This is a genomic window from Humiphilus diazotrophicus (assembly GCF_059726315.1).
In genome coordinates, this window is record NZ_AP040870.1 from 6,114,627 (window position 1) to 6,140,233 (window position 25,607).

Consider the following 25,607-nt stretch of genomic DNA (forward strand, 5'->3'; position numbering starts at 1 on the left):
TTCGATAGGGGACAGAAAGTGGAACGGATGAACTTCAAGACAGCCTGTATGCTTCTTGCTCTTTGCCTGGGGGCTTCCGGTGCACGTGCCGAGAGTAAGGATCTGGTCAGCTTGCCTTCAGTGCGGTTGGACGGCAGCTACTTTGCGAGCGAGGGGAAGCGCTTCATTCCTGTGGGCGTGAACTGGGTTCCGGCAAAGGCCGCCATGGAATGGCCCTACGAGTGGGATCCGGCTGCCATCGAGGCAGATTTTGCTCAGATGCACGAGCTGGGGGTGAATACCGTTCGCCTCGATCTGGTATGGGCATGGTTTGAACCCAGGCCGGGACAATATCACGAAGAAGCATTCCGCCAGCTCGAATACCTCATCACCCTGGCAAAGAAGTACCACATCTATCTGCATCCCTGTCTGCTGATTGGCGGAGAGGTGGGAGAGGCCTATTGGGATGTGCCGTATCGGCATGGACGGCATCCTCACGCTGATCCGGAGATGCTGCGTTTGGAAACCAATTTCGCAGCCGAGCTTGCTCGGCGCTTTGGCAAGTCGAACGAAATTCTCTCCTGGGATCTTACCGATGAGCCGCCCTTCTGGATCGCTGTGGATTCGACCTCGGATGCAATGGCGATTAATTGGACGAGATTGATCGCTTGGGCAATGCGCAAGCAGGGCGACGTCCACCCTCTGGTAGTAGGAACCAGCATGCAGGATGTTGGGCATGGACCTTTTCGTCCGGATCTTATTCGCGATGAGGTCGATTTCTTCAGCGTGCATCCTTACACGATCTATGCTGCGAATCTTTTTCCCGATCCCATGCTCTCGGCAAGGCAAACCTACGGCGGTTCATTTGAGACAGCTCTTTCGGGTGGAGCTGGAAAACCGGTCATGCTGCAGGAGCTGGGTGCATCCTCCGCGCAATATGACCCTGAGAGGATTGCAACCTTCGAATCTGCGCTAATGCACTCTAGTTTGGGCGTTGGAGCCAATGGTTTTCTACTCTGGTGCTATACCGACGCCGCACCCGACCAGTACCACAAAGTGCCTTATTTGCGGTCGCCGCACGAGACTCAGTTCGGGCTCGTGACTTGGGATCGCAAGGAACGTCCGGCAGCCAGGATGTTTCGAGACTTCTCGGCGGTTACCGGAAAGCTGGACCTTAACGGGGTCGAACCTTCCGCAGCGCAAGCCGCACTCCTGATCCCCCAGGAGTGGTCAAAGCCGTATGGCGATATGTCTCACTTTGGGCTTACCGGTCCCTCGGTTGTTCCCTATACCTCGACGGTGGAAGGTGGAACAGTTTCGGGACAAAGCCAGTCCTCTGGTGGAGGAGAGGGAAACAACAGGCTGATGGGCGGGCTAATCTCCAGCTACATTCTTGCCAGCCAAGCCCAGATGAAGGCGGATATGCCGCGCGAATACGACAACTGGCAGAAACACCCCCTTGTCCTCTTGCCCTCCCCCTTAACAAGTACGGAAGATCGCTTGATCCATCTCCATTCGGACTTCTGGACGAAGGCTGCCTCCTATGTGCGAGATGGAGGTGCGCTCTATGCCTCGGTTAGCGGCGATGCCGCCATTCCGGAGATGGAGCAACTCTTTGGGGCCAGACTGGTCGACCGTGTACCTGTATCGGACGTGACCTTGAAGGTGGTTGCGCCCTATGGAGACCTGAAACCAGGAGATGTGTTCCATTACGATGCCTCGGCCGGCTCTTCGGCGAATTGGGCTGCAGTTCTATCCGTCCACGGCGGACGTGTAATCGCTGTCGATCAACAGGGACGGCCTGCCCTGGTTGCCAATCAGCTGGAGAAGGGGCAGACGCTTCTCTGTGCTTATCCGATTGAACTCTATCTGGCTAGCAAGCCGATGGCCTTCGAGAAGAACGAACCGACCTACCGTATCTATGAGGCGCTTCGCAAATCGGTTCATGTCTATGCTCCCTTCGAGTCGGGGAATGCGGTGGTTGAAGCTTCGTCGTTAAACGGCAGCAATCGCGGATATGTGGTTCTCGTGAATCACTCCGACGCCAAGCAGGTTGCAAAACTGACCTCGACCGTAGGAGCTCGGAAGCTTTGGCAGATCCTTCCTGATAAGGAAGCAACAGTGCCGTCTGTCGGGCAGGATGCAAAGACCTCCTGGACGATCAATCTAGAACCATTTCAAAGCATGGTAGTGCGTTGGGAGTAGGCCGGGTGGGAAGACTTTTGTTAGGTGCAGTAGATATTGGCGGTACGAAGATTGCTGTTGGCCTCGTAAATGAGAACGGAGAATTACTTGCCCAAGAGGAAACTCCGGTTCAAGTCGAGCTTGGTTTCCTTGCTGCCATGCAGCGTGTTGTGGATATTCTCGATCGCCTGATGAAGCAGGTGGGAGGGGCGATTCAGGGAATTGGAATCGGCTGCACAGGTCCCATCGATCCTTTTACCGGGCAGTTAGAGGATGTAAACACCTTACCCGGCTGGTCAGGGTCAAATCCTGTGAACTGGCTCTCCGATCACTATGGGGTGACGGTTGCCATGGAGAACGATGCCGATGCTGCTGCACTGGCAGAAGCCTGCTGGGGCAGTGGAAGCGGTAAGCAGCGTTTCATCTGCATTACGGTGGGGACCGGCATCGGTTCAGGGATTCTCATCGACGGTGTCCTCTATCGCGGAGTGAATCAGTCCCATCCGGAATTGGGTCACCACATCCTCGATCCTCATGGTCCTCACTGTACCTGTGGCGCTACCGGCTGCTGGGAGGCAATGGCCGCAGGTCCAGCTCTGGAACAACTAGCCTACGAACTCGCTCCGGCAGAGATAAAAGCCAGTCGTCCTTCTGCCGCAGAGATATGCCAGCGAGCCCGTGACGGTGAAGACTGGGCTGTCAAGACCATCGAACAGGTGGGCCGCTATCTGGGAATGGGACTGGCAAACGTCATAACGATTTTTCTGCCTGACTGTATTGCGCTTGGCGGCAGCGTGATGAAAAGTGCGGATCTGTTTATGCCGGTGATGTGGAAGGTCATTCAAGAGAACTGCCGCCTGGTGCCTTTTCGCGATTGCGAGATTACGCTTGCGCGGCTTGGTCCGGAAGTGGGTCTGATTGGCGCGGCGCAAGTATGGCGCCATCGTTTTCAACCGGAAGTGAGGATGAAGTGAATTCTAGAAAGTATCAGATCGTAGAAGGTGCGTATGTACACGATATTTTGGAACAACCCAAGGCTCTGCATAAGACATACGAAAAGCTGGACCTCTCGGCAGGTCTGAATTCGCTGGCAAGAGATTTACAGTCAGGACGTTTCCGCAGAGTAGTACTTACCGGAATGGGCTCTTCTCTTCATGGTCTGTATCCCTTGAGCCTGCGTTTGAATGCTGCGGGTTATACAACTCTGCTGGTCGAGACCTCGGAGTTAGTGCACTATATGCGCTCATTGATTGGCCCTGAGACACTCTTCGTTGTCGTGTCGCAGTCCGGACAGAGCGCGGAGATTATCCGGTTACTACAGATCAATCAAGGTATAGCCCCGGTTCTGGCTATTACCAACACGGAAGATAGTCCATTGGCAAAGGAAGCATCGGTAACTCTGCTAACTTATGCAGGACCGGAGTTTTCTGTTTCCGTCAAAACCTATGTGACGGCGTTGATGATGATGGAATTCGCCGGTGCTGTGCTCTGCGGGCTCGACCTGGATAAAACTTCAAGTCAATTGGAGAGCGCAGAGGCTGCTGTGGCCGAGTATTTGAAGGACTGGAAGGAGCATGTTGTAGAAGTAGCCGATCACTTCGACGGAATTCAACAGCTCTTTCTCGTTGGACGTGGCCCCTCTCTGGCCGCTGCCAGGACGGGCGCTCTCATCATGAAGGAATCAAGCCGTTTTCATGCAGAAGGCATGAGCAGTGCTGCTTTTCGCCATGGCCCAATGGAGATGCTGAGCGATGAGACCTTCGTCACGGTCTTTGATGGCGAAGATACAACGATCGAGCTGAATCGCCGTTTATTGGCCGATGTTCACTCGCAGGCAGGCCAGGCAGAGGCAATAGGAAGTGATGCACTTATGCGCGCTTTTCGATTGCAGAGCTGTCCACCGAGTATTTTGCCGATTCTAGAGATTCTGCCCGTACAGATGATCACTCTTGCACTGAATGCCCGTGCAGGTACAGAAGCAGGGCGTTTCTCCTTTGCAACCAAGATCACGGTTGTGGAATAGGCACGGGAACGACGATGGAAGGCAATACACAACGCAGCAAGTACATGGTGGTCGTGGTCTTTGCGATTTTCTTCGTTATGTCGCTCGTAACGAATATCCTTGGGCCTATTGTCCCGGACATCATCAGCAGCTACCGGGTTAGTCTTACGGCTGCGGCGGTATTGCCTTTCTCTTTCTTTGTCGCCTATGGAGTTCTTTCCATTCCCGCGGGATTTTTCGTTGCACGATGGCGGGAGAAGAAGGTCATTCTTGGTTGCTTCACTGCGGCGTTGGCTGGATCTCTGCTGATTGCTGTGTGGCCGACGTATGCGATTGCCGTTGCATCGCTATTCGTAATTGGCGGAAGCATGGCAGCTCTTCAGGTCGCTATTAATCCTCTATTGCGGACCGCAGGTGGAGAAGAACACTTTGCGTTCAACTCTGCTTTTGCTCAGCTCATTTTTGGCATTGCCTCTTTCCTTAGCCCTCACCTCTACTCCTACATTGTGGAGGGGCTGAAAGAACAGGGGCGTGCATCGAGTGGTGTGATCGGTATCCTGTCGCGGGTAGTTCCTGCAAATCTGCCTTGGATCTCGATGTACTGGGTCTTTGCCGTGGTGATCTTTGGAACGGCCCTGGTTCTTGCTTTCTCGCGTTTCCCAAAGGTAGAGCGCAAACAAGATGAAGAAAGCGGAACCGCTACGATGTATGCCTTTCTTCTTCGCAAGCCTACTGTATTGTTGTTCTTCCTCAGCGTGTTTCTGTATGTAGGTTCGGAGCAGGGAACTGCCGACTGGATCTCAGAGTTTTTGTGGCGGTATCATCATTACGATCCCCATACCGTCGGATCGAATGCAGTAGCTTTCTTCTGGGGACTGATGACCGTCGGATGTTTCATCGGAATGGTCTTGTTGAAGGTTCTGGATTCCCGTCTGGTGTTACGAATCTTCTCCTGCGGAGCCCTAGTGGCATTAACGGTCGGTTTGTTTGGGAGCGGGGCCGCAGCTAAGGTCGCATTTCCCTGTATCGGCCTCTGTGCTTCGGTAATGTGGCCCATCATCATCTCTCTAGGCCTTAATTCGATTCTTGAGTATCCCGGACCTCTGGCTGGAATTCTATGTTCGGGAATTATGGGGGGAGCTTTTCTTCCTCTGCTGATTGGGCGATTGGGAGATTCCTTCGGACTACGAACAGGAATGTTAGTTCTCTATCTTTCTTTTGGCTGGGTAGGTGCCGTTTCTTTCTGGGCCCGGCCGCTCATAAAGAACAAGACGGCCGTGGTGCAGAATGTCTGATTCGTGCCCGTGTAATTTACGGTCATGAGATTTCGAAATTCTTCAGATTTTGGTCGCGACAAGTGCTGAACACCAATGTTCTATCCGCTCTTTTCTGTGCCGATCGAGGGCAAAGGGATGCTCGTCTTCTTCGAAGTGCTCGATTGCTTCGAAAGAGAAATTATTAGCTCCCTGCTCGTTCCACGCCAATTGCAAGGTTCGGTAACGGGGACTGTTATAGCGCAGCTCGGAGCTAATACGATTCCAGATTGTCGATAGGTCCGGTGCGTATCCAACCCACTTTTCATCGGTTGTTGTACATCGGATGGCATAAATTCCTGAAACAACCTTGCGTTCTTTGTAGGCTGCGATAGCAGCTTTTCTAGCTTCTCTAGATATGGATTGCCCACTCATTCACTCTGACTCCCCCATTGGCCGATCTTTGTTGCCGGGTATAATAGTTACTCTGCGATAATACCCGGGTGATAATGGATTGTCTACATAAGAGGTGAATTTCGTTGCTGCTGTTGGGAGATCTTCTTCGAGATGGCTTCGATCTTTATCACGGACTATTGTTTATGGGGGAGGCGCCCTATATCGGGGCAGTTAGAGAGGAGATTCCTGCTAGGGGCAGATCTCATAGCCTTCAGCTAACGTATTGTTGATTCCGCGCTTCTTCTGTATTGGAACGGGTTTTCCGCTGAGTGGAGATTCTACAAACGCTTGTTATACTGAATCCTGTGACTGTTAACACAACTGAAACCCAGCCGAGCGAAGCGAGAGAGGATTCCCCCGTGTCCGAAAAGCGCGTTCTATTGCTGAAGCCCCGTGGATTCTGTGCTGGCGTAGTACGCGCCATTGATGTCGTAAAGATCGCCCTTGAAACCTTTGGAGCTCCGATTTATGTCCGCAAGGAGATTGTCCACAATCGCTTTGTGGTGAATGAGCTTGCTGCGAAGGGCGCAATCTTTGTTGACGATATCGACGAAGTACCTGAAGGGAAAAGAGTTATCTACAGTGCGCATGGAGTATCACCGGCCGTGCGCGAGCGCAGCAAAGAGCGTGGACTCAAGGTGATTGATGCTACCTGTCCTTTAGTGACGAAGGTTCATGTAGAAGCTGTAAAGTTTGCCAAGCAGGGCTATTCCCTGGTGCTCATTGGCCACCGGGATCACGATGAAATCGAAGGAACGTTAGGGGAGGCTCCTGAGGTAACTCAGGTTGTTTCTTCAGCGGCAGAGGTCGCCAATCTTCAGGTTTCCGATCCCAACCGTGTGGCTTATTTGACGCAGACCACCCTTAGCTTGGATGAAGCCAAGGACATAATCCAGGCCCTCAAAGAAAAGTTCCCCAATATCGTGGGACCTCACGCGCAGGACATCTGCTATGCGACAGAAAACCGTCAAGTAGCCGTGAAGAATGTTGCGCATCAGGCTGATTTGGTTCTAGTTGTCGGTTCTACCAACAGCTCGAACTCCAATCGATTGGTTGAGGTTTCTCGCAATCTCAGTACGCGTGCCTATTTGATCGACAACTCGCAAGCAATTGACCCATCCTGGCTGGATGGCGTTTCCACCGTTGCTGTGACCGCCGGTGCATCTGCTCCGGAGGTTCTGGTGGGAGACGTTGTCAATTATTTGAAACAAAAAGGCTTTGATGGCGTCGAAGAAGTAGAAGTGATGCCTGAGAATGTACGGTTTGGGTTGCCTCCGGAGATTGTCCAGGCAATCGGTGGGGGGCCCGGCGGCTCTCCGGTACTGGTTCGCTAGCAGCGTCGTGTCACAACTAGAGGACACGATGCGGACAAACGCATGAGTGTTTTACATACGAAGACGCAGACCGGGCGTACCCGGTTTGGACGTTTGGACGTGGAGTTAGAGCAGGTTGATTCTGCTCTCGCACGTTCACGCGATTACATTTTTTCCGAACAGCATCCGGATGGATATTGGTGCGGCGAGCTGGAAGCGGATTCCATGCTCGAAGCCGACTACATCTACATGCACAAGCTGTTAGGTACGGGTGATCCCGGACGCATGCAGCGTGCCTTAACGGAGATTCTCCGTTACCAGAATGAAGATGGTAGTTGGAGCATCTATCCAGGCGGACCGGGAAACATTTCCCTTGCTGTTAAGTGCTATTTCGCCTGCAAATTGATGGGGATGACCATGGATCATCCGGTGCTTGTAAAGGCACGCGAATGGATCCTGGCCCATGGCGGGGTCGTGGAGTGCAACACCTTCACGAAGATGTACCTGTGTTCCCTCGGCCAATACGATTACGATGCTGTTCCGGCTGTTCCGCCGGAGATCGTGTTGTTCCCCAGCTGGTTCTACTTCAACATCTACGAGATTTCGTCGTGGTCTCGGGCGATCTTGGTCCCGCTGTCGATCATTTATGCGAAGAAGCCTTTCAAGAAGCTTCCTCCGGAGCAATGTATCGATGAGCTCTTTGTCGGGGGGAGGGAAAATGCCAACCTTCGTCTCCGCTGGGACAAGAAGAACAAGATCAGCTGGCGGAATTTCTTCCTGTTGACCGATCGCATTACGCATTGGTTTGAGGCGATTCATATTCGTCCCTTGCGCAAGATGGCTTTGAAGAAGGCCGAGCGCTGGATGCTGGAACGTCTCGAGATGTCGGATGGCCTCGGTGCCATTTATCCGGCCATGCTCAATGCGATTGTTGCCCTGCGTTGCCTGGGCTATTCGGACGACGATCCCCAGATGATTCGGGCAATGGACGAGTTCGAGAAGCTGGGAATCGAGGACGACGGTTCGGGTGACTACAAGGAACCGACCTTCCGTATGCAGCCTTGCGTCTCTCCGGTGTGGGATACGGCTCAGGCCGTCTTTGCCCTGGGAGAAGCGGGCGTTTCTCGTCAGGATCCCCGGTTATTGAAAGCTGCTGACTGGCTGTTGTCGAAGGAAGTCCGGCATAAGGGAGATTGGGCCGTCAAGGTTCGCAATTCTGAGCCCGGAGGCTGGTACTTCGAATTTAACAACGAGTTTTATCCGGACACTGACGATTCGGCGCAGGTTCTTCTGGCACTGAATAAGGTCGATAATCCGCGGGAGCGCTATCAATACGACGTTTCGCAGCGGGCGATTGACTGGATCTTTGCCATGCAGTGCAAGAATGGCGGCTGGGCAAGCTTCGATAAAGACAATACGAAGATGATCTTCCAGTACATCCCCTTTGCCGACCATAACGCCATGCTGGATCCGCCGACGGTCGATATCACGGGACGCATCCTGGAGATGCTGGCCACCTACGGTTACACGCGCAAGGACAAGCGGGTAGAGAAGGCTATCAAGTTCATCATGAGCGAGCAGGAACCGGATGGTAGCTGGTTCGGCCGCTGGGGTGTGAACTATCTCTATGGAACCTTCCTGGTGCTGCGTGGTCTGGAAACCATTGGGGTGTGGAACCACGAGCCGGAGATTCAGCAAGCCGCTGAGTGGATTCGCAGTGTGCAGAATGCCGATGGTGGATGGGGAGAGACCTGTGGAAGCTACGACGATCCCACCCTTCGAGGGGTAGGTCTCAGCACTCCTTCGCAGACTGCCTGGGCAGTTCTTGGATTGTTGTCCGCTGGCGACACCAGAAGCGATTCGGTAGCCAAGGGTGTTCGCTGGTTAATCGAACAGCAGAACCAGGATGGTTCATGGAACGAGCATATCGGTGAAGAGCAGACAAAGCAGAGCCTCTATACCGGTACAGGGTTCCCTCGCGTCTTCTATCTGGCGTACCACATGTATCGCAATTACTTCCCCCTGTTGGCATTGACGACCTACAAGCGGGCAATGGAGCGCGGCGCTTAAGGCGCCCGCAAGGAGGACAAAGGTTCATGGCAGTTCCTATCTCCCAGGCGTGGGCAGTCACCAAATATGTTCTCAAGAATAAGATTGGCGGGCGTAAGCGCTACCCTCTGGTCGTTATGCTTGAGCCGCTGTTTCGTTGCAGCTTGGCCTGTGCCGGTTGCGGGAAGGTTCAGTATCCACCGCATATTTTGAAAAAGCAGCTCTCTCCGGAAGAGTGCTTCCAGGCCATTGAAGAGGCCGGAACGCCTATGGTGGCGATTCCTGGCGGAGAGCCGTTGCTCCATCCTCAGATTGTCGAGATTGTGAACGGGCTGATTGCTCGTGGCAAGTATGTGTATCTGTGTACGAATGCTCTCGATCTGAAGCGCCGTCTGAATGAGTTCACCCCGTCGAAGTATTTCTCCTTCTCCGTTCATCTGGACGGACTACGGGAGCACCATGATTTTGCCGTCTGCCGTGACGGCGTTTACGACATAGCCGTAGATGCAATCAAGGAAGCGGTAAAGCGCGGTTTCCGCGTTACGACGAATACGACTTTGTTTGACGGTGCAGACCCAAATGAGGTCCGCGCTTTCTTCGACGAGGCGATGAGCATCGGAATCGAGAGCATGATGCTCTCTCCGGGATACTCGTATGACAAGGCCCCGGACCAGCAGCGTTTCTTGGCTCGTGCCAAGACCCGGAAGCTCTTCCGGGCGATTCTTTCGAATCGCAAACCGAACTGGCGCTTCAATGCTTCTCCGCTGTTTCTTGAGTTCTTGATGGGGAAGCGCGAATTTCGTTGCACCCCGTGGGGAATGCCTACTTACAACATCTTTGGCTGGCAAAAGCCCTGCTATCTGCTTCAGGACGGTTATGCCACAACCTTTAAAGAATTGATGGAGACAACCGCCTGGGAGAATTACGGGACTGAGAGTGGTAATCCTCAGTGCGCGAACTGCATGGTGCACTCCGGCTATGAGGCTTCCGGGGTCGACTATACTTTCGGTTCTTTACGTGGATTGTTGGCTACGGCAAAGGCGACGTTTTTCTCGAAATACGAGGACCGCGGTGCTCTAGATCTGCTGAACCAGCCGGTTGAGCATCCAGCTTCTTCGCTTGTCCAGATCAAGGGCTCTTCGGAGAAGGAATACGAGGAGACGCGGGCATGACGGAAGCAAAGCAGGGAACAGTATCAGTAACCGACCAGGAAGTAGCCCCGGGTGCGCATCATGAGAACCTGGAAGGCTGGATTCCCGAATTGGCTTCGCTGGAGGAGCTTCGGGATGCTTTGGAAAAGGCATTTGACTATCGGGGAGACATTACCATCACCTTAAAGTCCGGAGAACGCTTCGAGGCGTATATATTTGATCGGAAGACTGGTTCGACCCTGGCGGATTCATATGTCCGGCTCTTCCCGGTTGACTCTTCGGAAAAGCGTCAGATCGCCTATGGCGAGATTGCAAGGCTGGAGTTTACCGGGAAAGATCGCGCGGCAGGAAAACACTGGGAAGACTGGGTAAAGAAGTTTAACGAAAAGAAAGCGCGCGGCGAAAAGAATATTGGTTTACACCCGGAGAGTCTCGATTAGAAGACTCGGGTTTTGGCTTTGACCAGGAATCGGTCATGTGAGCCGATCCTGGCTAAGTCACAGCAAGAGCCCGAATACTCGTGATCTCGGCATTGCCAACAGCCGCTACGACGATGAAAGTTTTTTTGACAGGTGCAACCGGATTTGTTGGCCACCATGTGGCGAGGGAACTCCAGGCTCAAGGTGCGGAACTTCGGCTTCTAGTTCGAAAATCGAGTCGGCTGGACAATCTTGAGGGAATTGAAGGGGAGCAGATCGTCGGAGATCTGCTGGATCCTGAAGCACTTCTTCCCGCAGTCAAAGATTGTGAAGCACTGATTCATGTAGCTGCCGACTACAAGCTGTGGGTACGCGACCCTGATTCCATGTACCACGTGAATGTGGATGGAACACGCGGCATGTTGCGTGTGGCGCGGGAGGCCGGAGTTCGCCGGGTCGTTTATACCTCCAGCGTTGCAACCATGGGTTTCAAGGAAGATGGAAGCATTGTTGACGAGGACACTCCTGTGTCTCTTGCCGACATGGTTGGCCATTACAAGAGATCGAAGTTTATGGCTGAATTCGAAGCCTTGAAGGCTGCCGATGCCGGTCAGGACATCGTTATTCTGAATCCCACCACTCCGATTGGGCCTCACGATATCAGGCCGACCCCTACCGGGCGCATCATTGTGGACTTTCTCAACCACAAGTTTCCTGCCTACATGGACACCGGACTGAATCTGGTCGATGTGCGGGAAGTCGCAAGGATGCATGCTTCGGCCTTGGAGAAGGGTAAGTCGGGCGAGCGGTACATCCTGGGTGGCGAGAACCTCACCTTAAAACAGATTCTGGACAAGATGTCCACCATTACCGGTATTCCATCGCCCAAGATCAAGATTCCTCCGTTTATCGCAATGGCTTATGCCTATTACGAGGAGAAGGTGACGGCTGGAATGCGTGGCCAAGAACCTCGGGCCACGATGGAAGAGGTTCGTATGGCGGGAAAGAAGATGTTTGCTGCTTCGGCGAAGGCCGAGCTGGCTCTAGGGTTCCAGGTGATGCCCGTATATCAAGCTTTACGTGCAGCGATTCACTGGTTTCAGACGAATGGCTATGCTCCGAAGCCTGCCCAATGAGTGGGCGGGTTGCATACATAGCGGCTCTGCGCAGGGAGATTTATCCTCTCGTGCAAGGTTGGCGGCTAGAAGGTAACTCATCGGAGCCCAAATTATTCGTCTATCATCACAGCCGGGCTTTGATAGCTGCGGCAGGGATGGGAGCGGAGCGGGTCGCTTTAGCTGTTCAGGCCGCTTTACGCTCCGGTTCGATTACGAAGCTCGTTTCCATTGGAGTTGCCGGGGCATGCTGTTCGAAACACTCTGTTGGGAGTATCGTTTTACCGGCGACGGTTATCGACGCCCGTACCGGAGAGCGGTTTACCGCCGAGTCCGGGCAAGGAGTACTGGTCAGCGTGAATCGTGTTGCCAGTATTCAGGAGAAGCGCCGATTGCACGAAAGCTATCAGGCGGATTTGGTAGATATGGAGGCGGCAACAGTGGCACGTTTGGCTGCGGTTCATAATCTGCCTTTTCAGGTGATCAAGGCTGTTTCCGACGGTCCCGATTTCGAATTAGCAGATACCTCCCGGTTTGCCACCACAGATGGCCAGTTCCGTGAGACTGCTTTTGCCGCTTACGCGGCTCTGCATCCCAGACTGTGGAAACCGCTGCTGAATCTGGCGCGAAACAGTAAACTGGCAATAGGCAACTTAGCTGCAGCAGTTCAAGCAGATATTGAGAGGAACGAAATAACAGAATGACGACCACAACTCTGGATCAGAGTACTAGTACCAATACCACTCCTTCTATACCGACAACAATGCGCGCAGCTGTATACCACGGCGTGAATGATGTTCGGGTAGAGACGGTACCAGTTCCAGAGATTGGGAAGGGCGAGATTCTCGTCCGGGTCGCGGCATGCGGTATTTGCGGTACGGATTTAAAGAAAATCCATACCGGTTCTCACTCTGCGCCCCGCATCTTCGGGCATGAGACGGCTGGAACGATTGTTGCTGTAGGTGCGGGTGTCAGCAAGTTTGTTGTTGGCGATCGCGTGATGGTCTTCCATCACATTCCCTGCGGAGAATGCTATTACTGCAGAAAGAAGACCTATGCGCAATGCCTCGTGTATAAGCGCGTGGGTGCTACTGCGGGATATGAACCCTCTGGCGGTGGTTTTGCGGAATATGTACGCGTCATGGACTGGATTGTCGAACGTGGCGGTGTTGTGCGTATTCCCGATGGTGTGTCCTTCGAGCAGGCGGCTTTTGTGGAGCCGGTGAACACCTGCCTTAAGGGCGTTAAGATGCTTGACCTGCAGCCGGATGAGACGGTCCTGGTGATCGGTCAGGGGCCAATCGGTATCCTGCTGGCCTCCTTGGCTAAGCGCTCCGGGGCAAAAATCCTGACCTCGGATCTCTATGCCGAAAGGCACCGGATCGCCGGAAAGTTCGGTTTGATCCATCCCATTGATGCCGGCAAGGAAGATGTAGTGGCGCGGGCCAAGGCAGAAACAGATGGGCGTGGTGCCGATGCTGTGATCCTGGCCGTGGGGAGCAATGCATTGATCAAGACCGCTATGGATGCGGCGCGGCACGGGGGCAAAGTGATGCTCTTCGCGCAAACACAGCATGGAGAAGCGGTCATCGATCCCGGTGCGGTTTGCTTGGATGAAAAGACGCTGCTTGGGTCCTACAGTGCATCGGTGGATATACAACAGGAAGGCGTGGACATCGTCTTCCAGGGCTATCGCAGCGGTTATGATCTAACTCAGCTGATTTCGCATCGGTTTAGTCTTGAACAGGCGGTTGAGGCGATTGAGCTGGCCTCCCAGCCGCACGCGAATTCCATGAAGATCATGATCGAGCCCGGAAAATGAGTGGAATTGGAATGACAGAGCATATGACGGCCGCTGTTCTTTACGGCCGTGAGGATGTGCGGATTGAAAGTCTGGCCATACCAAAGGCCGAACCGGGCGAAATTATCGTTCGTGTTGCTGCAGCCTTAACCTGTGGTACGGATTTGAAGGTGTATCGTCGTGGGTACCATGCCAAGATGCTGGTTCCCCCCACGGTATTTGGCCATGAGCTGGCCGGTACTGTCTACGAAGTTGGGCAGGGTGTTTCAAAGTTCCGCAAAGGAATGCGTGTTGTAGCGCTGAACTCCGCTCCCTGCGGTAAGTGCTACTACTGCCAGCAAGGCCAGGAGAATCTCTGCGACGACCTGCTCTTCAATAATGGGGCTTATGCCGAATACATTCGCATTCCCGCACGGATTGTCGAGAAGAACACACTGCTGGTCCCCGATGGGGTCTCCTTTGAACATGCCGCTCTAACCGAGCCATTGGCCTGTGTTGTTCATGGGCTGGAGGAGTGTACTCCTAAAGCCGGAGACACCGTTGTCGTAATCGGAGCCGGTCCAATCGGACTCATGTTTATGCATGTCGCGGAATTGGCGAATCTGAATGTCATTGCCGTGGTAAAGCGTGATGAGCAGGTTGCCGCAGCGAAGACCTTTGGGGCCAAGCATGTAATCCAGATATCGAAGGTTCAGGATCCGATTGCTGCCGTGAGAGCCCTGACACCCGGTAAACGGGGAGTCGATATCGCCATCGAAGCGGTCGCGGTACCCCTTACCTGGCAATGGGCCGTTAACATGGTTCGCAAGGGCGGAGTGGTCAACTTCTTCGGAGGATGTGCCGCCGGAACCAAGGTTGAGCTGGATACCAACTTGTTGCACTACAGCAATATCACCCTGAAAGCGACCTTCCATCACACCCCTGCAATTTGCCGCAAGGCCCTGGAGCTGATCGTCAGCGGGCGGTTTAAGGCGAAGGAATACATTACCGGGCGTGCCAAGCTGAGGGATCTGGCCCGGGTCCTGCAAAAGCTGATGGACCGTTCGAACGACATCAAAACTGCAATTATTCCGTAAAGATAGATAGAGCAGCTTTCTTTCGACGAGAAAGCTGCCTAAGTTTGTCCGGCTTCGGTCGATCGGTGACAGGGAAATCCCTATCTCAGCTACCCGCTTTTTAGCCAGGCGGCGAAGCCGCGCCACCCGGACCTTTGCCACCCGTTTCTTAGCTTAAAATGTTCTTTACGCATGTCCACCAGTACGCAGAATACGGAACAGTTGATTGCAAAGGGCTGGGCTTCTTTGCCTGCCGAATATCGGATGCCCGAGAAGGCCCCTACGCTTGCTGAGGCCAAGGCCTATTGCCAGCGTCTGGCGGAGACTCACTACGAGAACTTCCATGTTGCTTCATGGTTCCTTCCCGAACGGTTGCGTCCGCATTTCCATGCTTTATACGCCTACTGCCGGATCTCGGACGATCTGGGGGATGAAGTTGGGGATTCTGAACAGGCCCTGGCTCTCCTCGATCTCTGGGGGCGAGAGTTGGATGCCTGCTACGAAGGACATTCCAAGCACCCGGTTTTTGTAGCACTTGCTGAGACGATTCGGATTTGCTCGATTCCGAAAGAGCCTTTCGCCGATCTCCTGATTGCTTTTCGGCAGGATCAGAAAATCCATCGCTTTGAAACGATGGAGGATGTACTTGCCTACTGCCGCTATTCTGCGAATCCGGTAGGACGCTTAGTGCTCTATACCTGCGGGTATAACGATGCGGAGATGTTTCGCCTCTCCGATCAAACCTGTTCGGCGCTGCAATTGGCAAACTTTTGGCAGGATGTAAGTGTGGACTACAAGAAAGGCCGCATCTACCTGCCTCTTGAAGACATGCGGCGTTTTGGTGCGACCGAGTCCATGATTGCCGAAGGTAAGGCGACGAAAGAGTTTCGCGAGCTTCTCCGCTACGAAGTTAATTACGCGCGGAAGATGTTCGATGCTGGCTTGCCTTTAATCGAGATGGTCGATAAGCAGTTGGCCCTGGATCTGGACCTGTTCAGCCGCGGTGGGATGGAGATTCTGCGAGCAATCAAGCGGCAGGACTTCGATGTTTTGAGTTCTCGCCCCTCGATCAGCAAACCGACAAAGATGGCGCTGGCCCTGCGGGCGTTGACAGGGAAATTTCTGCCAGGCCTTCGATTACGCAGGAGATCGGCAGCGTGACCCTCGAAGAAGCTTATTCTGTCTCGCGAGAGATTGCTCGCCGGGAAGCCAAGAACTTTTATTACTCCTTTCTCGCATTACCGGAGCCAAAACGAAATGCGATGTGTGCCGTGTATTCCTTCATGCGGCATGCCGACGATATTTCCGACGATGAGAGCATTCCTCGTCCGGAGCGTCGCCTCCAGATGGAGAAATGGCTCGCGGAATGGCATGCTGTCGATGCCGGTGGCGGCAGTGAGAATCCAGTCTTCGTGGCATTGAAGGATGCCAAGGAGCGTTTTGGCATCTCGTCTGGGCTGCTGGATCAATTGGTTGAAGGTACCACCATGGACCTGAAGCCGAGCTTGGATTCCAGAGAGCCCCAGGGAGCCAATCACTTCGTCGATACTTACGAAACTTTTGACGATCTCTATCGCTATTGTTACCTGGTGGCGTCGGTTGTCGGTCTTGTTTGTATTCGTATCTTTGGCTATGAGGATCCTAAAGCCGAAAAACTGGCTGAGGAAACGGGAATTGCCTTCCAACTCACGAATATTCTGCGTGATGTGCAGGAGGATGCTCAGCGTGGACGCTTATATCTTCCTTTGGAGGACCTCGCGCGCTTTGGGGTTAAGCCCGAGGAGATCTATTCGGCTGACGGCAGGCATCTGAATCAGAATCAACGAGATCTTTTGAAGAGCCTGGCAGGCCGGGCCAGACACTATTATCGTTCCGCTCAGGAGTTACTTCCGTTTATATCGTCCGATAGTAGGCCAGCTCTCCAAGTGCTAGTAAAGATTTACTCCCGAGTACTCGATAAGATTGAAGAGAAGAATTATGACGTGTTCTCTGCGCGTGTTCAGGTGCCTGCTTATCAAAAGCTTTGGATTCTTTCCGGCGGGATGGCTCGTATCTTGTTGAATCGTGCAGTTGGCCGGAATCACTGAATAGTGAGCTAATGACAACTGAATTCACGACGGAACCGGCGGCTGTAGCGGAATCGATATCCACCGAAAGAGATTCCAGCCGAGAAGAATATCGCAAGGTAATTATCGTAGGCGGCGGCCTATCCGGACTCGCAGCAGGTTGCGCGTTAGCGGATGCAGGCTTTCGTGTGCAGTTGATGGAGCGTAGAGGCTACGTAGGTGGGCGGGCCTGTTCGTATGTTCATCCTGGAACCGGCGAAGTCATCGATAACAGCCAGCATGTCCTTTTAGGGTGCTGCACCAATCTGATCGATCTTTATCGACGTCTGGAAGTTGAAGACGACATCCGCTGGTACGATTGCATAACCTTCGTGGAACCAGGTGGGCGCAGGTCTCCTTTGGCACAGAGTGGGCTGCCCGCTCCTTTACATACAGCTTTCTCTTTCCTTGGCGCAAAGGCCTTTTCCTGGCTGGATAAAATCTCTATTGCCCGGGGTTTGGTTTCCTTTCTCGGAGCGGTTCCGCCGGATACGAAACAGAGCTTTGCCGATTGGCTGGAAGAGCATGGTCAGACCAAAGGTGCCATCGACCGATTCTGGCGTCCGGTGATGGTTAGCGCTTTGAACGAGGAACTGAATCGTATCTCCGTTCATTACGCAGGTCAGGTGATTCGCGAGTCTTTCTTGAAATCCCGCGAGGCAGGGCTGTTAGGTATTCCCATGGTGCCGCTGAGTCAGCTCTATGGACGCGCTATCGACTACATCAAGAAGCGTGGCGGGGAGGTTCTGCTGTACACCTCCGTCAGAGCTGCCAAATGGAATCGGGAGACTGAGAAGTGGGTTGTAACCACAAACAGTAAAGAAGAGTGGGATTGCGATGCTCTTCTAATGGCTATGTCTTTCGAGGCGACAGCGAAATTTCTTACCAATGTCGAACCGGAAGAGCCTGGGACTCAGCTATTGACCCAGTTGAATGCCTTCGAGCATTCTCCCATCACCGGAATTCATCTTTGGTTCGATCGCGAGATTACCGATCTTGATCATGCTGCGCTTCTAGATAGCCCTTTGCACTGGATGTTTCATAAGTCACGCCTCCAGCCGCAACGGGAGGGTAAAGGAAGCTATATCGAACTGGTGATTAGTGCTTCGAAATCCCTGGTAACTATGGGACGGCAGGAAGTTATCGCCATGGCCCTGACGGAGTTAGTTCGCTTCTTCCCTAAGGCCCGCGAGGCAAAACTGATCAAGAGCGCGGTGATTAAAGAAGTCCGTGCTACTTATTCCATTCGTCCTTTGCTGGACCGGCTTAGATTCGGATCTCGCTCTCCCTGGCCCAGAGCCTATCTGGCGGGAGATTGGACCGATACCGGATGGCCTGCCACCATGGAAGGTGCGGTACGTAGCGGCTATCTTGCTGCCGAAGCGATCTGCCGTTCCACTGGAGAGCAAAGGGCAATTCTTCGGCCGGATCTTCCTGCTAGCGGACTGATGCAGCTCTTCGGCTGATCCGAATTATCTCTATAAGGGTTCTTGTTCTCGTAGTATTTGGTGCAGGAGCCCGACTCTAGGGTCGGGCTCTCTATCCCAATGTCAGATGCAGCGCGGACCCCAAGCGAACACGAAATTCCCGGAAGGTTCGCGATTGAGAAATCGCTTGTTAGAATCGGGTGACTAGAGCTCAGGCTGATTCCTGGTCTTTGAAAACGAAATAGAATTACTTCGGTTCGCGTTTGTGGCACTCTATGTAGAACGGACAGAATGGTTTATCCTGTCCGCCGTCGCTCCCTTCACGGGAGCGTGGATTGAAACTCAAGGCTCTTTTTGATGTCGTTAGCCGTCTTTGCGTCGCTCCCTTCACGGGAGCGTGGATTGAAACCATCCGCGCATCGCGAGCCTTCTCTCCGCTGTATAAGTCGCTCCCTTCACGGGAGCGTGGATTGAAACTGAGACATCAGCCAAAATTTCACATAAGTGTAGGGGTCGCTCCCTTCACGGGAGCGTGGATTGAAACCCGTGCGTCCCCCGAAGCAAACGGCCTCTCGCTGGAGTCGCTCCCTTCACGGGAGCGTGGATTGAAACTGCCCTACAGGTATCCATTCCCATAGCATCGCGTGTCGCTCCCTTCACGGGAGCGTGGATTGAAACAGTTGTCGCCGTGATCGTGTAAGCACTCGAGCGAGGTCGCTCCCTTCACGGGAGCGTGGATTGAAACTACGCAAATCTGGAATCGAGTTAAGTATTTGTTTTGGTCGCTCCCTTCACGGGAGCGTGGATTGAAACCAAATGAATGCAATTAAAGTAGCACATGCGCTATAGTCGCTCCCTTCACGGGAGCGTGGATTGAAACTGGGTGCGCGGGCCAAGCAATATACAGTACCCCCAAGTCGCTCCCTTCACGGGAGCGTGGATTGAAACGGCGAATGTCAAAGACCATTCGACACGCCGGCAAGTCGCTCCCTTCACGGGAGCGTGGATTGAAACTCCTTGAGAGCATACTAGCAAGATTATTTGAGCATAGCGTCGCTCCCTTCACGGGAGCGTGGATTGAAACAGCAACGGCCAGCCCATCGTGGAAGAACAGCAAGGTCGCTCCCTTCACGGGAGCGTGGATTGAAACATATAAATTCTGGACACAGGCAAAAGCTGTCAAGCGTCGCTCCCTTCACGGGAGCGTGGATTTGAAGCTGGTAACCGGCAACGGCAGGGGCGTTAAACCAACGTCTCTGCCTGCGCGGGAGCGTCAGAAGATCCTTAACACGGATTTGCTCTTAAGGCTTGATCTACAGCTTTGCGGGAAATGCTTGCTAGAAAAGGAAATCGAAATCCACCAGGAAGTGACGTCCGTAGTCTCCGAAGAATCGGCCATATTGCGGATCGGCCATGTTGTTATGTACCTGAAGGGGATTTGTGTGATCGGTAAGGTTACGAATTGTCAGAGTCAGACGAACAGCATGCTTTGCTGAGATATTGAGATCCTTGGCAATGCTGGTATCTGCCGAGAAATACCGCGGGAAGCGTGGCTGGAGTTCCGTAGTTAAAGGAACATAGTTCTGGTAAACATCTGTTGGTTGCCAGGTGAATCCGTTGCGGTATTCGACTCTCGGATCGATGCGCATCTTCCACGGCAATGTAGAGTTTCCCCAGGCAAGAAAGCGGTTGGGGATTTCCCCTACGGTGCTGCCCTGGATACGAGAACGCACAACAGGAAATGGAAAATCTCCGAGATAGCTGCTTGCATCCGATTGATCCCCGCGTGCAAATTGCCGCACATAGGAGAAGTAAATCTGCCGTTGATTACTGTTGCCGGCCCGGGTTGTAAATTCGAATTGCCTGCTATGGATAGAACCGGAACCGCCCAATACCATAGCGCTCCATGAACCGATTGTTTGCGGTTCGAGGATGAGTTGGTTATTTGCCTTTTGATCGAGGAAACGTAGCCGCAACGTCAGAAAGTTGTGAAGAGAATGTTCACTGGCAATATTCCATGCGACGCTGTAAGGCGCAAAATTTCCTGCCCGGCTGCTGCCATGAAGAAATGGGAAGCTCGACCGGGCGGCAGTGCTGGTGACGTTTGCATAGGTCCGGGGGCCGTCGATTATGTTTCCCTTGCCGTCAAAGGTGGTTACGATCTGCTTCGGATTGCTGCTGAAGGCGTAGGTGTCGAGCGGAACTGCGTCGTAGAAGACCCCTATGCCGCCGCGAAAGACTGTGGAGCCATTGTCTTGCGGCGTCCAGGTAAACCCGACTCTCGGTGCAAAGCGGCTGGTGTAAGTAAGGGTCTGCGTTTCGGCGCGGAGTCCGGCGTCAATTGCAAAACGCGAGTGGAGCATCCAGTGGTCCTGAGCATACACAGCAGGTTCAAAGTCGCTCAGCTTAAAAGGCTTTTTCTCTTTCCATTCAATGGTTCGCAGCAGTCGTCCATTTGTATCCTGGATCTTGACCGTATTGTTGCCTAGCACATGGCCTTCATCTTCAGAGTGCGCGATAACCGATCCGATTTGGAGGGCGTGTTTCCCATGAAAGTTCAGAAGTGCGGGATTCCAGGTCTCAATCCATTGCAGGCGGGTAGCTTCTCGCGTCTGGCTGCCGAAATAATTACCAGCATGGCCTGTAGGTGCAAGAACCATATCTGCATGGCCCTGTGAGGCAACGTTGGTGGCAACACGGGTGCTGGCGAAGGTACTGGTGAGGACGCCCTCTCCGATTGCGAAGCGGTCCGTCAATGTTCCGGTGTCCTCCTGGTAATCGGCGTTTGGAGTTACTTCCCGGGGATCGAAATAGTTCAAGTTCGCGTAGTGGATCGAATGCGGGGCGAAGTGCAAGGTCGTCGTGAAAGAATGCCGTGAACCTATCGGAGCATCGAGTTGTGTAAAGGAATTGACCGCCTCGGTTCTCGACTCGTTAAAAGGAAAAGGAAGCGTACGAACCGCGGTCTTGTTCAGTAGGTATTCCGTACCTTCAAGAAAATAAAGGCGATTGACGGCGATTGGCCCATTGAGATTGAATCGCGGCGTAGCGCTGCGCAATCCCCGAAGATGTCCGCTACGAATGCGGAATTCCGGTAACGGATCGTTGAGGTCGTATTTCCACTTTTCTCCTCCGCGACGGGTTTGGGCGCTGATCACTCCTGCGGTGAAGTTGCCATATTGCGCAAGATAAGGAGATTGCGAGACTTTCAGAACATCTACAGTATCGACCGGTATGCTAAGGCCAAAGCTTCCAGTCGCCGGGTCGGAGACATCGACAAAGTTAACAATCAGAGTGCTGTGTTGTTCATCCAATCCGGAAATCTGAACTCTTCCGTCGGTTGTTCGAATTACACCAGGCACCATTGGAAGGGTGTCGATAAGAGTTGCAGGTCTGATTGGACTGGATTTGGCTTCTTCGACAGGAAGGTTTGCCTGAATGCCGGTGCTTTCAACGACAGGATTTTCCGACTTCCCATTGACCACAACTGTCTGTTGATCCTTAACTGCCTGAGAAAGAGCGATAGCAGCTTCCGTAACTTTTTCGGAGGCAACTACCATTGTGCTTGCCGCCGTATAGCCACTGCGATTGGCCGTCAGTGTGCAGTCCATAGCAGCTTCGCAAGAGATTACTGCTTGACCATGCTCATCCGTAATAGCAGTTGAAATGACATTCGTGCCATTCCGTGCCTCGATCGTCACTCCCGGAAGTGGCTGCTGATGATCGTCTGTAACCGAGACTTTTAGTACCTGTTTCGATTGGGCTTGGGCAAACGTCTGCAAGGAAAAAGGAAGTTGAAGAAGAACACCAAGCACAAGGATGCGAATGGATTTCCACGTAAATAGTGGCGAATCATGGAAGGCGCGCGAATTGTGCCCGTGTTTCGTCATGACTCGGCATTTGAGAACGAAGCCAGCATAGCTCTGTAGACCGTAATTGCAATTGCAAATGCCTGTTTCCCTTAAGAAAACCTGCACGCCGTTTAGTCTTTAGCCGCACTAAAACGCTGGTTTCGCTATAAAGTATATGCCGTTATCCCCCTCAAATCGTTAAATAAACAGCAAGGTGCTTCAGGTCATTCCCGAGTATTATCGGATCGAAAATTATCACTCTGCCTTGTTACCGGATGCTACATACTTGATTGCTCGAACCCGTTGCGGGCGGGTCAGGATGCGTTTCCAGGCCGGCCACTTTGGCAAGAATCGAATGAAGTTGTCTTACTCCCTCGGTCAGAGCTGCGGGGCCCGGCTGCAAAATATAACTCGATTTGATTTCGTAAATATTGTCGTTACGAACTGCCTTGATGGTTTGCCAGCCTTCCCGGGAGCGGATGGATTCTTTATTGACTTTCATCCCGCACCAGGAGGCGATGATTACATCGGGGTCACGTTCTACAACACTGGCCGGTGTGACAACTCGGTCCTTAGCCTTTCCTTGATTTCCGAGTTCAGGGAAGATGGCATCTCCGCCAGCGATCTGGATGAGTTCTTCAACCCATCCAATGCCACTGATAAGCGGATCTTTCCATTCCTCGAAGAAGACTTGCGGGCGGTAAGGAAATTTCTGCGAGGCCTCGGCAATCCTGTCTAGTTCTCTCTGTAGATTATCGATCAGAGTGATGCCCTCCTGCTCTCTTCCTACCAGGCGGGCGAGGACGAAAATCATCTCGAATATTTCGTCGATAGATCTTTGATTGAAGTTGAGAACGGTAACGCCACGAAGGACAAGTTCTCGGGTGATCTCCGCCTGGACATCTGAGAATGCCAGCACCAGGTCAGGATTGAGCTTCATGATTGAGTCGAATTTGGCATTTCTGAATGCAACGACTCGGGGCTTTTTCCTGGCTTCCGGCGGGCGCGTTGTATATCCGGAGACGCCGACGATACGGTCCTGTTCGCCAAGCAAATATAAGGTTTCTGTTGTTTCTTCTGTGAGGCAAACGATCCGACGGGGAAATTCCGTGTATGACATTCTTGTCTTCCAAACGAATTTTGATGCCCGTAGTTAGAGTGTCTTGAGTCTCAGCGTAAACCAAAATTGGTACCGGTGCGGCAATTTCGCCAAAGAGCAGTCGCACGTCATGGTCATTCGATGGACCATACTAAAACCTAAAACAGCCTAAAACTATCAGCTATAGAGGAAAACCGAAGCTCCTCGATTACAGCAGCGTTTTCTTCGTTTGCATCACACCATCCTGTGTCACAGGAGGAAATGGTGGATGGGGTATCAACCGATCGAGAACTACGGTGTCATCGGCAACATGCGCTCAATTGCCCTGGTAGGAATAAATGGATCGATTGATTTTCTTTGCTATCCAAATTTCGATTCTCCAACCGTATTTGCTGCACTATTAGACGCGCAAAAGGGAGGATCGTTTCTTCTTCAGCCGGAAATTGATGGTGAACACTCCCGTCAGCTTTATCTTCCGCAGACTAATATTCTGCTAACACGGTTTCTGTCCGAGAGCGGCGTCGCCGAATTGACGGACTTTATGCCCATTGCCGCCGACGGCTCACAGCCGAATGAGATTATTCGGACCGTAAATGTAGTGAAGGGAGATGTACAGTTTTTCCTCTCTTGTGCACCTCGTTTCAACTATGCGCGCTCTGGCCACGATTTACAGGTCCAGGATAATTACGCCATCTTTACTCCGCATGACAAGTCTTGCCCACCTATGGCGCTCTGTTCTTCTGTAAAACTCCAGCAAGAAGATGACAGGGTCATTGCGCGTTTTCGTTTAAAGGCAGGTGAAAGTGCGACGGTAATTTTCGGTCCACCTAAGCCAGATAAGGAACTGCCGCGCGAAGATCATGTAAAGAATCGTTTCCTGGAGACTCGTGACTTCTGGGCCAATTGGGTGAACGCCTCCAATTACAAGGGGCGTTGGCGAGAGGTGGTCATGCGCTCGGCACTCATGCTCAAGCTTTTCATCAGCCAGGAGTATGGCTCGTTAGTAGCAGCCCCGACCTTTGCTCTTCCCGAAGCCGTTGGCGGAGTACGGAACTGGGATTATAGGTTTACCTGGATCCGTGATGCGTCTTTTACCTTGTATGCTCTGATCCGTCTCGGATATGTAGAGGAATCGGAAAGCTTCATAGCCTGGGTGAAAAATCGCCTTTCCTTCGATGCAAAGCATGGTCCCTTGCAGGTGATGTATACCATTAGCGGCAGTCAGGAGTTGGAGGAAATCACTCTCGATCATTTCGAAGGCTACAAAGGCTCCCGCCCTGTTCGGATTGGAAATGCCGCCTCCCATCAACTGCAGTTGGATATCTATGGAGAGATGATGGATTCCATCTATCTTTCTAACAAGTATGGAGACTCGATTTCGCACGACGACTGGCAAGATGTGCAGCGCATACTCGAGTGGCTTGGGAGAAATTGGAGTTGTCCGGATGATGGGATCTGGGAGGTGCGTGGAGGACGGCAGGAGTTTCTTCATTCCCGACTGATGTGTTGGGTGGCCTTCGATCGCGCTATTCGATTAGCCGAAAAGAGATCGTTGGCTGCTCCTCTAGCTGAGTGGTACGGTATCCGGGATACAATTCGCCAAGATATCTTTACAAACTTCTGGAGTGAGAAAAAGAAGTACTTTGTTCAGCACAAGGGATCGGAGGAACTGGATGCTTCGGTTCTTCTCATGCCGATGATGCGATTCATCAGTCCATCCGATCCCAGGTGGATCTCGACGTTGGATGCCATAGAAAAAGAGCTTGTAGAAGATACTCTCGTATATCGCTACAACACGGAGCGCAATCGAGTGGATGGTCTTCCGGGAAGAGAAGGGAGTTTTACAACCTGTTCCTTCTGGTATATCGAATGCCTCGCTCGCTCCGGACGCCTTGAAAAGGCGCAACTACTCTTCGAGAAGATGCTGGGATACGCAAATCATGTTGGGCTGTATTCCGAAGAGTTAGGTTCAAGCGGCCAGCATCTGGGTAATTTCCCCCAGGCGTTGACTCACCTTGCTCTGATTAGCACGGCAACCTATCTTGATCGTGCTCTCTCGGGAGAGATAAAGAGAACAACCTGGCGTTAGGGCTACTGGAGCCTTGTACCGCCGGACTCCAGGCCGGCTGTCGTGTGGGCGTCCTCGCCCACACAGGCAAAGCAGCGTTGAAGCAGGAAACGTCGTAGTAACACGTGATCGTCCCCGGTGGAGGGCTTGGAGTCCGGCGGTACCAAAGGCCATTGCGAAGAAAGGTGCCTTGGTTTCTCGCAGCCGCGGGGTTCTGTTGACATCTCCCTGTACCCTATGTAACTCTAGGCCTGTTCGCTCTAGGTGTATCGAGCTGTAA

19 protein-coding genes and 1 CRISPR repeat array are annotated in these 25,607 nt (G+C 52.8%); of the genes, 16 read left to right on the forward strand and 3 right to left on the reverse strand.

Annotated elements, in window-relative coordinates:
• The first annotated feature begins 27 nt into the window (after positions 1-27).
• From AC6I7T_RS24965 to AC6I7T_RS24980, 4 genes are read left to right on the forward strand one after another with little or no spacing between them, the layout of a single operon-like run.
• A complete protein-coding gene (locus AC6I7T_RS24965) occupies positions 28-2,184 on the forward strand; it encodes a glycoside hydrolase 5 family protein (protein ID WP_497790480.1) in 2,157 nt (718 codons plus the stop codon).
• 5 nt (positions 2,185-2,189) lie between these two features.
• A complete protein-coding gene (locus tag AC6I7T_RS24970) occupies positions 2,190-3,137 on the forward strand; it encodes an ROK family protein (RefSeq protein WP_497790481.1) in 948 nt (315 codons plus the stop codon).
• On the forward strand, positions 3,134-4,186 hold the full coding sequence (locus AC6I7T_RS24975; RefSeq protein WP_497790482.1) for an SIS domain-containing protein: 1,053 nt from the start codon (positions 3,134-3,136) through the stop codon (positions 4,184-4,186). Before AC6I7T_RS24970 ends, AC6I7T_RS24975 begins: the two co-directional genes overlap by 4 nt.
• Positions 4,187-4,200: 14 nt before the next feature.
• Positions 4,201-5,460, forward strand: coding sequence for an MFS transporter (locus AC6I7T_RS24980; protein WP_497790483.1), 1,260 nt, complete (start codon positions 4,201-4,203; stop codon positions 5,458-5,460).
• Between the two features lie 42 nt (positions 5,461-5,502).
• Here AC6I7T_RS24980 and AC6I7T_RS24985 read toward each other — a convergent pair whose 3' ends face one another.
• The gene (locus AC6I7T_RS24985) at positions 5,503-5,853 is read right to left on the reverse strand and encodes a GIY-YIG nuclease family protein (protein WP_497790484.1); all 351 of its coding nucleotides are present in this window, start codon (positions 5,851-5,853) and stop codon (positions 5,503-5,505) included.
• A 380-nt stretch (positions 5,854-6,233) separates the two neighbouring features.
• On the opposite strand from AC6I7T_RS24985, the gene AC6I7T_RS24990 reads away from it, so the two are divergent.
• The 11 genes from AC6I7T_RS24990 to hpnE all read left to right on the forward strand — a co-directional run bounded on the left by AC6I7T_RS24990 (position 6,234) and on the right by hpnE (position 18,348).
• The gene (locus AC6I7T_RS24990) at positions 6,234-7,208 is read left to right on the forward strand and encodes a 4-hydroxy-3-methylbut-2-enyl diphosphate reductase (RefSeq protein ID WP_497790485.1); all 975 of its coding nucleotides are present in this window, start codon (positions 6,234-6,236) and stop codon (positions 7,206-7,208) included.
• Positions 7,209-7,250: 42 nt separating this feature from the next.
• On the forward strand, positions 7,251-9,257 hold the full coding sequence (shc, locus tag AC6I7T_RS24995) for a squalene--hopene cyclase (RefSeq protein ID WP_497790486.1): 2,007 nt from the start codon (positions 7,251-7,253) through the stop codon (positions 9,255-9,257).
• A gap of 26 nt (positions 9,258-9,283) precedes the next feature.
• Positions 9,284-10,408 (forward strand): adenosyl-hopene transferase HpnH, encoded by a 1,125-nt coding sequence (gene hpnH / locus AC6I7T_RS25000; protein WP_497790487.1) that lies wholly within the window; start codon positions 9,284-9,286, stop codon positions 10,406-10,408.
• Positions 10,405-10,827, forward strand: coding sequence for a hypothetical protein (locus AC6I7T_RS25005; RefSeq protein WP_497790488.1), 423 nt, complete (start codon positions 10,405-10,407; stop codon positions 10,825-10,827). Before hpnH ends, AC6I7T_RS25005 begins: the two co-directional genes overlap by 4 nt.
• Positions 10,828-10,940: 113 nt before the next feature.
• Positions 10,941-11,942 (forward strand): hopanoid-associated sugar epimerase, encoded by a 1,002-nt coding sequence (hpnA, locus tag AC6I7T_RS25010; RefSeq protein ID WP_497790489.1) that lies wholly within the window; start codon positions 10,941-10,943, stop codon positions 11,940-11,942.
• Positions 11,943-11,992: 50 nt separating this feature from the next.
• Entirely contained in the window at positions 11,993-12,625 is a 633-nt protein-coding gene (locus AC6I7T_RS25015) for a phosphorylase family protein (RefSeq protein WP_497790490.1), read from the forward strand.
• Entirely contained in the window at positions 12,622-13,743 is a 1,122-nt protein-coding gene (locus AC6I7T_RS25020; protein WP_497790491.1) for a zinc-dependent dehydrogenase, read from the forward strand. Before AC6I7T_RS25015 ends, AC6I7T_RS25020 begins: the two co-directional genes overlap by 4 nt.
• Positions 13,744-13,754: 11 nt before the next feature.
• Positions 13,755-14,798: a zinc-dependent alcohol dehydrogenase gene (locus AC6I7T_RS25025; protein ID WP_497790492.1), complete on the forward strand. Its 1,044-nt coding sequence runs from the start codon at positions 13,755-13,757 to the stop codon at positions 14,796-14,798.
• A gap of 171 nt (positions 14,799-14,969) precedes the next feature.
• Positions 14,970-15,938, forward strand: coding sequence for a squalene synthase HpnC (gene hpnC, locus AC6I7T_RS25030; RefSeq protein WP_497790493.1), 969 nt, complete (start codon positions 14,970-14,972; stop codon positions 15,936-15,938).
• Positions 15,935-16,864 (forward strand): phytoene/squalene synthase family protein, encoded by a 930-nt coding sequence (locus AC6I7T_RS25035; protein WP_497790494.1) that lies wholly within the window; start codon positions 15,935-15,937, stop codon positions 16,862-16,864. Before hpnC ends, AC6I7T_RS25035 begins: the two co-directional genes overlap by 4 nt.
• 11 nt (positions 16,865-16,875) lie before the next feature.
• Positions 16,876-18,348 (forward strand): hydroxysqualene dehydroxylase HpnE, encoded by a 1,473-nt coding sequence (hpnE, locus tag AC6I7T_RS25040; RefSeq protein WP_497790495.1) that lies wholly within the window; start codon positions 16,876-16,878, stop codon positions 18,346-18,348.
• Between the two features lie 271 nt (positions 18,349-18,619).
• Positions 18,620-19,526: a CRISPR direct-repeat array (repeat unit 32 nt; unit sequence GTCGCTCCCTTCACGGGAGCGTGGATTGAAAC).
• Between the two features lie 120 nt (positions 19,527-19,646).
• On the opposite strand, the gene AC6I7T_RS25045 is transcribed toward hpnE, so the two are convergent.
• On the reverse strand, positions 19,647-22,199 hold the full coding sequence (locus AC6I7T_RS25045; protein ID WP_497790496.1) for a TonB-dependent receptor: 2,553 nt from the start codon (positions 22,197-22,199) through the stop codon (positions 19,647-19,649).
• Between the two features lie 229 nt (positions 22,200-22,428).
• Complete coding sequence (locus tag AC6I7T_RS25050; RefSeq protein ID WP_497790497.1) at positions 22,429-23,280, reverse strand: cobalamin-binding protein; 852 nt, start codon at positions 23,278-23,280, stop codon at positions 22,429-22,431.
• A 208-nt stretch (positions 23,281-23,488) separates the two neighbouring features.
• Between AC6I7T_RS25050 and AC6I7T_RS25055 the strand changes: the two genes are divergently transcribed.
• Positions 23,489-25,348 carry a glycoside hydrolase family 15 protein gene (locus tag AC6I7T_RS25055; RefSeq protein WP_497790498.1) on the forward strand — a complete coding sequence of 620 codons (1,860 nt, stop codon included), beginning with the start codon at positions 23,489-23,491 and terminating at the stop codon, positions 25,346-25,348.
• Positions 25,349-25,607 lie beyond the last annotated feature (259 nt).

Excerpts from the sequence above, each read along its gene's own strand:
- AC6I7T_RS24985 (WP_497790484.1), bottom strand. The coding sequence starts at position 5,853 with ATGAGTGGGCAATCCATATCTAGAGAAGCTAGAAAAGCTGCTATCGCA.
- hpnA (WP_497790489.1), top strand. The coding sequence starts at position 10,941 with ATGAAAGTTTTTTTGACAGGTGCAACCGGATTTGTTGGCCACCATGTG.
- AC6I7T_RS25050 (WP_497790497.1), bottom strand. The coding sequence starts at position 23,280 with ATGTCATACACGGAATTTCCCCGTCGGATCGTTTGCCTCACAGAAGAA.
- hpnC (WP_497790493.1), top strand. The coding sequence starts at position 14,970 with ATGTCCACCAGTACGCAGAATACGGAACAGTTGATTGCAAAGGGCTGG.
- AC6I7T_RS24965 (WP_497790480.1), top strand. The coding sequence starts at position 28 with ATGAACTTCAAGACAGCCTGTATGCTTCTTGCTCTTTGCCTGGGGGCT.
- AC6I7T_RS25025 (WP_497790492.1), top strand. The coding sequence starts at position 13,755 with ATGACAGAGCATATGACGGCCGCTGTTCTTTACGGCCGTGAGGATGTG.
- shc (WP_497790486.1), top strand. The coding sequence starts at position 7,251 with ATGAGTGTTTTACATACGAAGACGCAGACCGGGCGTACCCGGTTTGGA.
- hpnE (WP_497790495.1), top strand. The coding sequence starts at position 16,876 with ATGACAACTGAATTCACGACGGAACCGGCGGCTGTAGCGGAATCGATA.
- AC6I7T_RS25020 (WP_497790491.1), top strand. The coding sequence starts at position 12,622 with ATGACGACCACAACTCTGGATCAGAGTACTAGTACCAATACCACTCCT.
- hpnH (WP_497790487.1), top strand. The coding sequence starts at position 9,284 with ATGGCAGTTCCTATCTCCCAGGCGTGGGCAGTCACCAAATATGTTCTC.
- AC6I7T_RS25045 (WP_497790496.1), bottom strand. The coding sequence starts at position 22,199 with ATGACGAAACACGGGCACAATTCGCGCGCCTTCCATGATTCGCCACTA.
- AC6I7T_RS25005 (WP_497790488.1), top strand. The coding sequence starts at position 10,405 with ATGACGGAAGCAAAGCAGGGAACAGTATCAGTAACCGACCAGGAAGTA.
- AC6I7T_RS24980 (WP_497790483.1), top strand. The coding sequence starts at position 4,201 with ATGGAAGGCAATACACAACGCAGCAAGTACATGGTGGTCGTGGTCTTT.